7 protein-coding genes are annotated in these 12,859 nt (G+C 72.1%); 4 read left to right on the top strand and 3 right to left on the bottom strand.

Annotated features, from left to right (window positions below):
* Positions 1-23: 23 nt before the first annotated feature.
* Genes BpN12_RS01940 through BpN12_RS01950 form a run of 3 tightly spaced genes read left to right on the top strand, consistent with a single transcriptional unit; the run spans position 24 to position 8,196 of the window.
* Positions 24-6,470, top strand: a complete 6,447-nt coding sequence (locus tag BpN12_RS01940; RefSeq protein WP_246793598.1) for a non-ribosomal peptide synthetase — start codon at positions 24-26, stop codon at positions 6,468-6,470.
* Positions 6,467-7,498, top strand: a complete 1,032-nt coding sequence (locus BpN12_RS01945) for a phosphotransferase enzyme family protein (protein WP_246793599.1) — start codon at positions 6,467-6,469, stop codon at positions 7,496-7,498. The genes BpN12_RS01940 and BpN12_RS01945 overlap by 4 nt, the downstream gene beginning before the upstream one ends.
* A 29-nt stretch (positions 7,499-7,527) precedes the next feature.
* Positions 7,528-8,196, top strand: coding sequence for a TPMT family class I SAM-dependent methyltransferase (locus BpN12_RS01950; RefSeq protein WP_246793600.1), 669 nt, complete (start codon positions 7,528-7,530; stop codon positions 8,194-8,196).
* Between the two features lie 19 nt (positions 8,197-8,215).
* Here BpN12_RS01950 and BpN12_RS01955 read toward each other — a convergent pair whose 3' ends face one another.
* Positions 8,216-8,608, bottom strand: coding sequence for a DUF4902 domain-containing protein (locus tag BpN12_RS01955; protein ID WP_246793601.1), 393 nt, complete (start codon positions 8,606-8,608; stop codon positions 8,216-8,218).
* Between the two features lie 149 nt (positions 8,609-8,757).
* Here BpN12_RS01955 and BpN12_RS01960 point away from each other — a divergent pair, with 149 nt between their 5' ends.
* The gene (locus BpN12_RS01960) at positions 8,758-9,405 is read left to right on the top strand and encodes an acyl-homoserine-lactone synthase (RefSeq protein WP_425306298.1); all 648 of its coding nucleotides are present in this window, start codon (positions 8,758-8,760) and stop codon (positions 9,403-9,405) included.
* Positions 9,406-9,466: 61 nt separating this feature from the next.
* Here BpN12_RS01960 and BpN12_RS01965 read toward each other — a convergent pair whose 3' ends face one another.
* Both BpN12_RS01965 and BpN12_RS01970 read right to left on the bottom strand, forming a co-directional pair.
* Positions 9,467-10,174, bottom strand: coding sequence for a LuxR family transcriptional regulator (locus BpN12_RS01965; RefSeq protein WP_246793603.1), 708 nt, complete (start codon positions 10,172-10,174; stop codon positions 9,467-9,469).
* 860 nt (positions 10,175-11,034) lie between these two features.
* Positions 11,035-12,801: an ABC transporter transmembrane domain-containing protein gene (locus BpN12_RS01970; protein WP_280529124.1), complete on the bottom strand. Its 1,767-nt coding sequence runs from the start codon at positions 12,799-12,801 to the stop codon at positions 11,035-11,037.
* Positions 12,802-12,859 lie beyond the last annotated feature (58 nt).

Consider the following 12,859-nt stretch of genomic DNA (forward strand, 5'->3'; position numbering starts at 1 on the left):
TGAACGGCAGCGCGACAGGTTCGATGCAGGCCATGCCGGCGCAGGCCGCGGCCGACCCCGCCCGGGCGGCGCCGCGCCGGCCCGGCGCCCCGTTCGCGGCGCGCGGCGCCAGCGCGCTGCTGGGCGCGATCGAGGCGCAGGTGCTGCGCGCGCCGCAGGCGCTCGCGATCGCGGACATGGCGCGCGACTGGTCGTATGCGGCGCTGTGGGAAGCCGTCGAGCGGATGGCGGCGCGCCTGCTGGCGGCCGGGCTGCGCCCCGGCGACCGCGCGCTGTGCGTGGCCGGGCGCGGCGCGCCCACGGTGGTCGCGCTGCTGGCGATCTGGCGCGTGGGCGGCGTCTACGTGCCGGTCAAGGACGATTACCCGGCCGCGCGCATCGAGGCGATCCGCGTGCAGTCCGGCGCCGTGCTGACGATCGGCTGCGAGCCGCGCGGCGCGCGTGATGCCGGCGGCGAAGTCGTGCCGAGCGAGATCGGCGTGACGGCCGGAGTCGCGCGCGACGTGGGTCCATTGTGCGAGCCCGTCGGCGGCGACGCGCTCGCCTACGTGATCTACACCTCGGGATCGTCCGGCGCGCCGAAGGGCGTGATGGTCGGCCACGCCGCGCTGCGCAACGTGATCGAAGATCATCTCCGCGCGTTCGCGCTGAACCGCGCCGATCGCGTGCTGCAGTTCTCGTCGCCGGCCTTCGACGCGGCGCTGTTCCAGATCCTGATGCCGCTCTGTTGCGGCGCGGTGCTGGTGCTGGCCGACGAGGCGACGCTCGGCGACGTGGAGCGCCTGCTGGCGCGCGTCGAGCGGACCGGCGTGAGCGTGCTGTCGCTGCCGCCCGCGTATCTGGCGCGCTTCGAGCGCCGGCCGCTGCCGGCCTGCGTGCGGCTGCTCAATACCGGCGGCGACGCGCCGGTGGTGGCCGACGCGCGCCACTACGCCGGCTGCTGCGCCTATTTCAGCACCTACGGGCCGACCGAGGCCACCATCTGCTGCGCCCATCACCGCGTCGACCCACGGTGCGACTACGCCGGCGGCGTGCCGCTCGGGCAGCCGGTGGACAACATGCGGCTGGCGGTGTTCGACGCGCAACTGCGGCCGGTCGCGCCCGGCGAGATCGGCGAGCTGCTGGTGAGCGGCGTCGGGCTCGCGTTCGGTTATGTCGGCGAGCCCGAGAAGACCGCGCGCGCGTTCGTCGAGCTGCCTTGTGACGATGATGGCGAAGGGCGCACCGTGCGCTGGTATCGCACCGGCGATCGGGTGCGCGAGCAGGACGGCGAGCTGTTCTTCGCCGGCCGCGCGGACCGGCAGGTCAAGATCAGCGGCTACCGGATCGAGCTGGCCGAGATCGAGCGCGCGCTGGAACGGCATCCGGCCGTCACGCGCAGCCTGGTGGAGCGCATCGCCGGGCCGGACGGCCGCAACGCGACGCTGCATGCCTACCTGCAGGGCGAGCCCGGCGCGGGCGCCACGGCGGCCGTGCGCGCGAGCCTCGCCGCGTCGCTGCCCGCCTACATGATCCCGGCGACGCTGAGCTGGGTCGCGCGGTTTCCGCTCACGTCGAACGGCAAGATCGACACGAAGGCGCTCGCGGCGCTGCGTGCCGAGGCCGGGGCGGCGGGGCAGGGTGATGTCGAGGATGATTCATCCGCCGTCGAGATGACGCCGTTCCGCCGGCAGCTCGCCGAGATCTGGCGGCGCGCGCTCAAGCTGCCCGATCATGGCCCGCGCAGCCATTTCTTCGCGGCCGGCGGCGACAGCCTGATCGGCATGCGGGTGACGGCCGAGGTCGAGCGCCGGCTCGGCTGCGAGACGAGCGTGGCGGACTTGCTGCGCACGCCCGCGTTCGACGATTACGCAGCGCTGCTCGAAAGCCGGCCGCGTCGCGCGTTGCCGGCCGATGAGGTGGCTTCCGAGTCCGCCGAAGACACGCTCGACGCCACCACCGATCCCGACGCGCCATGGCCGCTGACGTCCGCGCAGCGTCGGCTCTGGATGCTCGGACAGATCGAGCCGGCATCGAGCGCCTATCACCTCGCGCATGCGTTCGTGCTGCGCGGGCCGCTCGACACGGCCCGGCTCGAACGGGCGCTGGACGCGGTCGTGCGGCGCCATCCGGCGCTGCGCGTGGCGATCGTCGAGCATCACGGCATCGCCTGCCAGCAGCCGCGCGACGGCGCGATCGGCCTGCTGCCGCTGCGCGTACCGGCGCCGGATCTTGCGCGTCAGGCGCAGGGCGCCGCGCACCGCGACGCGACGCTCGAAGCCGCGCTTCACGCCGCGCGCACCGCCGCCGACGCGCCGTTCGATCCGGCCCAGGGCCCGCTGCTGCGCATGGCCGTCGCGCGGCTCGATGCCGATCGCACGCTGCTGCTGTGCGTGGTCCATCACATCGTCTGCGACGGCACCTCGCTCGGCATCGTCCTCGACGATCTCGGCCACGCCTATCGCGCGCCCGATGCCGCGCCGCCGCTGCCCGTCTACGACTACCGGCAACTGATCGCGCGACAGGCCGCGCGCCTGCAACGGCGGCTGCCGACGCTGGCCAGCTTCTGGCAGCCGCGCGTCGCCGGCCTGCCCGAGCCGCTCGCGCTGCCCGCCGATTTCCCGCGCCCGGCGCGGCGCGGCAGCAGCGGCGAGGTGTTGCGCTTCGATCTCGACGCGTCGCTCGGCGAGCGCCTGGCGCGCGCGGCGGCCGACCATGGCGTGAGCCGCTTCAGCTTCGTGCTGGCGGTATTCAAGGTGCTGCTGCACCGCTATACCGAGCGCGACGATCTGGTGGTCGGCGTGCCCGTCACCGAGCGCCACGACGCGCGTGATGCGCAGGCGGTCGGCATGTTCGTGAATACCGTGATCGTGCGCACGCGCCCGACGGCGGCGCTGCCGTTTCGCACGCTGCTGGCACAGGTCGCCGACGAATGCGCGCAGGTCTACGCGCACAGCGACTACCCGTTCGAACTGCTGGTCGAGCAGTCCGATGCGGCGCGCGACCCGGCGCACGGCGCGCTGTTCAACGTGATGGCCGCGTGGCAGCGCGCCGACGATCTGCGCCTGACGCTGGACGGCGTCGAACTCGAACGTCACGTGCCGCTCGAAAGCGGCAGCAAGTTCGACCTCAGCATCGATTTCGTCGACGGCCCGCACGGGCTGCAAATCCTGCTCGAATACAGCGATGCGTTGTTCACCGAAGCGCGCATCACGCGCCTGTTCGCGCACTGGTGCTGCCTGCTCGATGCGGCGCTGGCCGATCCGGACCTGCCGCTCGCGCGCCTGAACCTGCTGCCGCCGCACGAACGCGCGGACCTCGAACGGCGCTTCCAGGCGCCGCGCCTCGCCGGGCCGGCGCCGCTCGTTTTCGACGGTTTCGACGCGACGGTGCGCGCCGAGCCGCATCGCAGCGCGATCGTCCATCGCGGCCGGCACTGGCGCTACGCCGAGATCGACCGGCAGGTGAGCGCGCTGGCCGCCGCGATCGGCCGGCGTCTGGCCGGCGCGCCGAACCGGCTGGTCGGCATCCTGGTCGAGCGCTCGGAGCGCTTCTTCGTGAGCCTGCTGGCGATCTGGCGCGCCGGCCACGCGTACCTGCCGCTCGATGCGCAGCATCCCGACGCGCGGCTGCGGCAGATCGTGGAGGCGAGCGGCTGCGTGCTGATCGTCGCCGATCGCGCGCTGGCCTCGCGCGCGCCGGCCGATCGGGCGCCGCTGCTCTGCTACGACGAGGCGGACCCGGATGGTCCGAATGGCGCGCCGCCTCCGCCCGCCGCGCCGGCCTTGCAGCCCGACCAGCTCGCCTATTGCTACTTCACCTCCGGCTCGACCGGGCAGCCGAAGGGCGTGCTGGTCGAGCACGGCAACGTCGCGAATGCGATCCAGGTCTGGCGCCACGATTACGCGCTCGACCGGCCGCGCGTGCTGCAACTCGCGGGCCATGCGTTCGACGTCGCGCTGGGCGACCTGTGTCGCTCGCTGCTGATCGGCGGCACGCTGGTGATTGCCGACGAGGTCGAGCGCGCGAGCCCGCCGGCGATCGCCGCGCTGCTGGAGGCCGAGCGGATCGACGTCTGCGAGATCACGCCGGCCGTGGCGCGCCTGCTGACGAGCCACTTCCAGGAACGTGCCGCGCCGGCCGGGCTGCGCCTGCTGGTGGTCGGCTCGGACGTCTGGACGCTCGACGAGTTCGCCGCGCTGCGCGCCCGGCTGGCCGTGGGCACGCGCCTGATCGGCAGCTACGGCACCACCGAGGCGACCGTCGATTCGACCTGCTACGAGCCGGCCGCGGCCGACGCCGCGACCCCGGCGTTGCACGACGGCGCCGGCGAGCGCGTGCCGCTGGGCCGGCCGATGAGCAACGTCGAGGTGCGGATCTGCGACCGGGCCGGCAACCTGATGCCGATCGGCGTGCCGGGCGAGTTGTGCCTGGCCGGCCCGTCGGTGGCGCGCGGCTATCTCGGCTGGCCGTCGCCCGACGGCGAGCGCTTCGTCGCCGATCCGGCGCATCCCGGCGCGCGCGTGTTCCGCACCCGCGATCGCGCCGCATGGCGCGCCGACGGCAGCATCGCGTTCCTCGGCCGCGACGACGACCAGCTCAAGGTGCGCGGCTACCGGATCGATCGCGTCGAGATCGAGCAGGCGCTGCGCGCGGTGCCGGGCGTGGCGCAGGCAGTGGTGGCCGTGCATGCGGGCGCGGGCCGGCTGATGGCGTTCGTGACCGGCGCGGCGGCGCCGCGCGCCGAGGCGATCCGCGCCGCCGTGGCCGCGCACCTGCCGTTCTTCGCGGTGCCCGAGTCGATCACGGTGCTGGCGCGCCTGCCCTTGAACGTCAACGGCAAGGTGGCCGTGAAGCAGCTGGAGGCGCTCGAATCGCAGGCGCCGGCGGCCGGCGTCGAGGCCGGCCAGCCGCTGCCGCCGCGCGAGGCGCTGCTCGCGCAGCTGTGGCGCGAGGTGCTGCGCGAGCCGGGCGCGATCGACGCGTCGAGTTCGTTCTTCGGGCTCGGCGGCGATTCGCTGCAGGCGGTCAGCCTCGTGATCGCCGCCGCGCGCGTCGACGCGCGGCTGACGCTGGCCGACATCTATCGCCAGCCGCGCCTGGCCGAAATGGCCGCCTGCCTGCAGCCGGGCCACGCCGGCACGGCCGCGCCGCTGGTGGTGCCGCCGGTCGGCGAGGCGCTGCGGCGGCGCCTCGCGGCGCAGGCGGTCGACCTCTATCCGGCCACGCAGATGCAGGCCGCGATGCTTGACTGGTCGCAGCGCAACCCGGCCAGCTATCACAACCAGTCGAGCTGGCGGCTGCGCGCGCCGCGGCTCACGGCCGCGCTGGCGGGCGTGGCGGTGGCTGCCGTGGCCGCGCATTACCCGGCGCTGCGTACCGCCTTCGTGCGCGATCCCGACGCGCCGGGCGGCTATGTGCAGGTCGTGCTGGCGCCCGAGGCGATGCCGCTCGTGATCGAGGATCTGTCGGCGCTCCACGGCGCCGCGCGGGAGGCGCGGCTGGCCGGCTATCTGGCCGCCGACCGCGAGCGGCCGTTCACGGTCGGCGCGGCGCCCGATTCGCTCGTGCCGATGAGCCGCGCCGCCGTGTTCGAGCTGGGCGGCGGCGAGATCGAGTTGATCTGGTCGCAGCATCATGCACTCGACGACGGCTGGAGCCACCTGCAGATCGAGACGCGCCTGCTCGCCTATGGCGCGCAGCTGCTGGCGCGCGGCGAGATCGCGCCGGAGCCGCCCGACACCAGCTATCGCGAGGTCGTGGCGCTGGAGCGCGAGCAACTCGGTTCAGCCGAACTGGTCGCATATTGGCGCGCGCGATGCGCGGGCTGGGCGCTCGACGGCGAGGCGGACGGGGAGGCTTCCGGAGCCGCCGCGCTGATTCGGCCCGAAGCCGCACCAGGCCCGATGCGCCAGCACATGCTCGCGCTCGACGCCACCACGCTGCAGGCGCTGCGGCAGCGCGCGGCGGCGCTCGGCGTGAGCCTCAAGAGCCTGTTCGTCGCCGCGTTCCACCGCGCGCTGTGCGAATGGCGCCCGCAACGGCGGCCGGTGATCGGCATCGTCTCGAACGGCCGCTCCGCGCGCATGAGCAATCCGCTCGGCATGGTCGGGCTGTGCTGGAACCTCGTGCCGTTCCATCGCAGCGAGGCGCGGCTCGGCGCGCAGGCCGCGTTCGACGAACTGGCCGCGATCGAATCTCACGCGGGCCTGCCGCTGCCCGCGATCGCGCGTCTGGCAGGCCGGCCCGAGCTGCTCGACGCCTGCCTGAACTTCACCGACTTCCCGCGCGATGCCGCCGCGAACGACGCCGCGATCGTGGTCGCGGCGCGCGGCACCACCGGCTGTTTCCATTTCCCGGTCACGCTGACGGTGGCGCTGCGCGGCGACGGCGCCGCGTCGTGCGCGGTGCTCGAATGCGACGCCGGGGCCATCACCGCCGCCGGGCAGGACACGCTCGGCAACCTGTTCCTGGGAGCCTTGCAACGATGAACGACCCGCACCGGATTCGCGTGACGCGATCGCTGCTGCAGCAGGACGACGTCGGCCGTCTGGCCGCGCAACGCTACGGGCTCGCCGGCGAGGTGCGCACGCGGCTGTGGACCATCGGCGACAACGACAACTACATGCTCTATCACGACGGCGCGCCGCGCTTCCTGCGCGTCTATCTGGCGAGCAAGCATTGGGGCACCGGCGAGGCCGACTACCGCTTCGAGCTGGATTTCCTGCTGCATCTGCACGCGCAGGGGCTGCCGGTGGCCTACCCGCTGCGCGCGCTCGACGGCGACGTGCTGAGCCCGGTGCCGGCCCCCGAAGGCACGCGCTATCTGGCGATGTTCTCCTACGTGCGAGGCGACGTCGATCCATTCCCGGACGGCGAGGACGGCGAGGCGCGGCGCGCCGGGATCGGCCGCCATCTGGCCGGCGTGCATCGCGCCGGGACGCACTTCACCTCGCGCCACGCGCGCTTCGCGCTCGATGCCGGGTTCCTGCTGTTGCGGCCGATCGAGCGGATCGGCACGGTCTGGCGCCCGCGGGCGCGGCCGCGGCTCGACGCGCTGCTGGCCGAGGCGCGCGAGCGTGTCGAGCCAGCGCTGGCCACGCTGCCGGCGGGCGGCGACGGCGTGATCGTCGGCGATTTCCACGGCTCGAACTATCACTTCTTCGAAGGCCGCGCGACGCTGTTCGATTTCGATCTGTGCGGGGTGGGCTGGCACGCGCACGATCTGGCCACCTGGCTGTGGGATGCGCGCAAGCGCTTCGGCGACGAGCGCGCGCGGGCCCTGTTCGGCGCGATGGCGCGCGGCTACGAATCGGTGCTGCCGCTGTCGGCGGCAAGCCGCGCCGCGCTGCCGGCGCTGATGATCGCGCGCGAGATCTGGCTGGCCGGCGAGCATTGCGCCGATATCGAGAGCCTCGGCGAGCAGCGGCTCGACGCCCGCTACTGGGATGCCTTCGAGGAGCGGCTGGCGCGCTGGCTGGCCAGCCTGCCCGTGTTCGACTGGTTCGAGTGCGCGTAGCGACGCGATGCATGACCGGGGGGAATGCCATGAAGCACGACGAGACGGGACACGGGGAGCCGGGCGCGGACGCGGTGCCGGCACGGGCGGCCGGGCAGCCGGACTTGCTGGACGCGCTCGACGCGGCCAGCCCGCGCTACTGGGACGATCATTTCGAGCGCCGCCACACGCCATGGGACCAGGGCGGCGCGCCGCCGGCGTTCCAGGCCTTCGCGGCGCGCCAGCCGCGCCCGCTCGAGGTGCTGATCCCCGGCTGCGGCAGCGCGCACGAAGCGCTCTGGCTGGCCGAGCGCGGCTGGCGCGTGCGCGCCATCGATTTCTCGGCCGCCGCCGCGGCCGCCGCGCAGGCCCGGCTCGGCGCGCATCGGGCCTGCGCCGAGCAGGCGGACTTCTTCGGCTACCAGCCGCCGTTCGTGCCGGGATGGATCTACGAGCGCGCGTTCCTGTGCGCGCTGCCGCGCGCGCGCCAGCGCGACTACGCGGCGCGGATGGCCGAACTGCTGACGCCGGGCGCGCTGCTGGCGGGCTTCTTCCTGATCGGCGCCACGCCCTCGGGGCCGCCGTTCGGGCTCGGGCACGACGCGCTGCTGGCGCTGCTGGGGCCGCATTTCGAACTGGTCGAGGAACACGGCGTGGCCGGCTCGATTCCCGCGTTCGCCGGCAAGGAGCGCTGGATGACGTGGCGCCGGCGCCGCTGAGGCCGGCGCGCCGCGTGCTTCACTGCAGCAGCGGCTTGCGCGGCCAGTGGCGCGCCAGCGCGACGTACACGTCGGCCTGCCAGCCGAGGGTGGCGAGCCGCGCGCGCAGCAGCGCGTCGGTGGCGCGCCGGCCGAGCGGCTCGCCATGCTCGCCGGTCAGCATCAGGTTGCTGCCGATCGAGCCCGGCGCGAGCTCGGCCTCGCCGATCGGCTTCAGCAGCCAGGCCCAGCCCACCGAGACGAGGCCGGCCGGATGCCGGCCCTGCCACTCGGTGACGCCGCACAGCAGGCAGGGGACGCCGCGCGCGGCCAGCGTCTCGCGCACCTCGTCGTCGAGCGCCGACCAGCGATGCTGCAGCGCGATCCGCTCCAGCTCGACGCGGGTCAGGTGGAGGCGTCCATCGTCGGGCATGGGGTTCCTCGAAAGGGGCCGCGGGCGGCCGGGCGGGCATGCCCATGCTGCGCCCGCGCGAGGCGGCGCGATACTATCAACTTTGCGAGTTTTCCCCGCGCGGCCCGGCGTGTGTAATCGGCCTCGTGGTCACTACGGAGGCCGTCATGATGACAACGATACGTAGAACCGGGGGCGATCTCGCGGAGCTGTTCCGTCCGCTGGCCGAATACCGCCACGCGGTGTTCGTCGAGAAGCTGGGGTGGCCGCTCGCGGTGCGCGACGGCCTCGAACTCGACCAGTTCGACGGCGCCGGCACGCGCTACCTGATCGGCCGCGACGGGGCCGGCGCGATCTGCGGCTGCGCGCGGCTGCTGCCGACCCGCGGCGCCTATCTGCTCTCCGAAGTGTTCGCCTCGCTGCTCGACGGCGCCGCGCCGCCGCACGACGACCGCGTCTGGGAGCTGTCGCGCTTCGCGGTCACGCATCCGGCCGATGCCGGCCGCGCGATCATCGACGTCGACGCGGCGACGCGCGCGATGCTCGGCGCGAGCGTCAGGCTCGCGGCCGAGTGCGGCGCCGAACGGCTCGTCACCGTCTCGCCGCTCGGTATCGAGCGCCTGCTGCTGCGCATGGGCGTCGACGCGCATCGCGCGGGCCGGCCGCAGCGCATCGGCGGCAAGCCGATCTTCGCCTGCTGGATCGAGATCAACCGGCAGACCACCGAGGCGCTGCATCTCGCCCCGCCGCCGGGCGCGAACCGCCTGCCGCCGCCGGCCGAACGCGCCGCGCGCCCGCACCGCGCGGCCCGGGCCTAGCGGCGCGCACGAGGAAGCGCAGGCCACGCGTGCCGCGCAGGAGGATGCGGCAGCGCGTGCTTCAGCGCAGCAAACCCGTCAGCGCGGCCTTGGCCACCGCCTGGATCTTGTTCGTCACGTCGAGCTTGGCCACGATGTTCTTGACGTGGAAATTGACCGTGCTCTCGGCGATGCTGAGGATCATCGAGATCTCGTGCGCGGTCTTGCCGTCCGCGGTCCACTTGAGCACGTCGACCTCGCGCTGCGTCAGCGGCGAGCCGGCGACGTTGCCGCCCGGCAGGAACGGCGCCACCACCGCATGCGCGGTCTGCGCGAGCCACAGCACGACGCCGCGGTAGCTGGCCTGTTCCGCCTCGCTGATCAGGTCGTCGCTGCGCGACAGCGTGAGCAGGCCGACCGTGCCGTTCGCGCCGCGCGAGGCCGCCGACCATCCCTCGACGATCCCGAACGACGACGCCTCGCCCCAGAACTCGGCGGCGGACAGGCCGCTGCCGGCCGACCAGACCACCGGCTCGTTGCTGCCGAGCGCGGCCCGCACCACCGGGTCGACCTCGACGTAGCGCGCGTGGACATAGCGCTCGCGCCAGGTGTCCGGGTAGTTCGAGATCATCACGGTCTGCCGGTTGTGGATCGGGAACGGCTTGCGCATGCCGTGCGCGGCGTACTCGAATCCCAATGCCGAGGCGGCGCGCGTCAGTACCGCCAGCACCTCGTCGTAGCTCTTGCATCGGGAGAATTCATCAAGCCAGTTGGGAACCAAGACATGCATGGTGGATTGACCCTCGCATTCACTGTCGCGGCCTGATCGTTATCGGGATACCGGCCGCGCGGGCGGCGGCGGGACGGCGATGCCTGGCTTCCGGTGAAATACGGGCCGGTTTCCACGACGGCCGGGATGCGCCGGATTGCCTGGAATCGTGAGAAACGGACGCCTGCCGTTTTACGAACGGGATGGCCGGAAGCACCGCGGGACGAGATCGAGGTAGGGATCGTTTTACATTTTTTATCGATACGGGACTGGGTGATAACAAAGTTAGCTCGATCCGGCGGATTTGCCGAGCGCTATTTCAATTCGGGATCGTGGGGCGGCATGGTCGGGCTGGCCCCAAATAACCGGCCGGCCCGCTGCCATCGGTGCCGGCGATCGCTGCCGCCGGCCTGGCAGAGCATTGTAGGGGCCGGGCGCGCCGGGGACCATGCATGGCATGGCATATCGACCAAACCATTACATAACTATTATTTTATTGAGTTTATGAGAATTCAGTGTATGTGTGCCGTCGGATTTTTTATTGTGTTTCGGTATTTGTCCTGGTTTTCATGACAATTCGGTAATCGCGGTGTCATTGTTGCTGGCTGCCCGAGGTTATCGGTCGGTATTGCGGTTTGAGGGGGTTATGCATGACATCGATTATATTTTTTATTGTTTATGGTTGACGGGGTGGGTGTTTATTCGCGCGATTCTTCGGAAATGAAATGCGATTATTTATTCGAATTTCGTATTGATTCCGGGTGTCGGTCCGCAGCGGGCGCCATGCCGGCGCGGCAGGCGTTTCGAGGCGGCCCGCCGCTAAGCCGATCCATGCGTGACCGGCATGGCGGGCCGCTTTGGCCGCCGCTTTCGCCTTCGCGTCAGCGGACCGTTTCGCCGAACTGCAGCGCGGCCAGCTGCGCGTAGAGCGGCGAACTCGTCAGCAGTTCCGCGTGCCGGCCCTGCGCCACGATGCGCCCATGTTCGAGCACGACGATCCGGTCGGCCTGCTGCACGGTGGCCAGCCGGTGCGCGATCACCAGCGTCGTGCGGTTCTGCGCGGCGTTGTCGAGCGCCTGCTGCACGAGTCGTTCGCTGGCCGCGTCGAGCGCGCTGGTCGCCTCGTCCAGCAGCAGGATCGGCGGATTCTTCAGGATCGCCCGCGCGATCGCGATGCGCTGCCGCTGGCCGCCCGACAGCCTCACGCCGCGCTCGCCGAGGAACGTGTCGTAGCCTTGCGGCAGGTCCTCGATGAAGGCGGCCGCCGCGGCCATCCCGGCGGCGCGCTTCACGTCGTCGAGCGTGGCCTCGGGCATCCCGTAGCGGATGTTGTCGAGCACGCTGCCGGAAAAGATCACCGACTCCTGCAGCACCACGCCGACCGCCCGCCGCAGCGCATCGAGCGGCACCTCGCGGGTGGCGACGCCGTTGATCGTGATGCGTCCCGCGCGCGGATCGTAGAAGCGCAGCAGCAGCTGGAACAGCGTGGTCTTGCCGGCGCCGGACGGCCCCACCAGCGCCACGTGCTCGCCCTCGCGCACGTCGAGCGAGATCCCCGCCAGCGCGTCGATGCCGGGCCGCGACGGATACGAGAAGCTGACATCCTCGAAGCGGATGCCGGCGCCCTGCATCGGCAGCGGCACGGTGCGCCCGGCCTCCAGCACCGGCGAGCGCGCCGCCAGCAGCTGCAACAGCCGCTCGGTGGCGCCGGCCGCGCGCTGCAGGTCGCCCCATACCTCGGCCACCGCGCCCACCGCGCCGGCCGTCAGTACCGCGTAGAGAATGAACTGCGAGAGCTGCCCCGCGCTCATGGTGCCGGCCAGCACCGCCTGCGCGCCGAGCCACAGCACGAACACGATGGCGCTGAACACCAGCACGATCACCACGCCCGTCAGCCAGGCGCGCGCCCGGATGCGCCGCAGCGCCGTGTCGAACGCGGTTTCCACCGCGTCGCCGAAGCGTCCGGCCTCGAATGCCTCCTGCCGGTAAGACTGCACGGTCGGCATCGCGTTGAGCACCTCGCCCGCCAGCGCACTGGCGTTCGCCACCTTGTCCTGGCTCGCGCGCGACAGCCGCCGCACGCGGCGTCCAAAAATAACGACGGGCGCGACCACCACCACCAGCGTGCCGATGATGTAGCCGGACAGCACCGGGCTCGTCACCACCAGCATTGCCAGGCCGCCCAGCAGCATGAAGAAGTTGCGCATGCCGAGCGACAGGCTGGTGCCCACCACGGTCTGGATCAGCGTGGTGTCGGTGGTCAGCCGCGACAGCACCTCGCCGGTCTGCGTGGTTTCGAAGAACTGCGGGCTCATCCTCACCACGTGGCCGTACACGGCGCGCCGCAGGTCCGCCGTCACGCGCTCGCCGAGCCACGAGACCAGATAGAAGCGCAGCGCCGTGGCTCCGGCCAGCACCAGCGCCACCACGAACAGCGCGATGAAGTAGCGATCGACGTGGGCCGGGTCGCCGCCGGCGAAACCGCGGTCGATCAGGTACTTGAACGCCACCGGCAGCACCAGCGTCGCGCCGGCCGAGGTGACCAGCGCGAGGAACGCGAGCGCCCAGCGTCCGGCATACGGGCGCATGAACGGCAGCAGGGAGAACAGCGGGCCGAGGCGGGCGGCACGGGGAGCGGCGTCTGACACGGATTTTCCTGGGAAGCGGCGGACAAGGGGGATTGTGCCTGCGCCGGATGGCGCCGGT

The sequence above is a fragment of the Burkholderia perseverans genome, from assembly GCF_022870505.1.
GTDB classification, from domain to species: Bacteria; Pseudomonadota; Gammaproteobacteria; order Burkholderiales; family Burkholderiaceae; genus Burkholderia; species Burkholderia plantarii.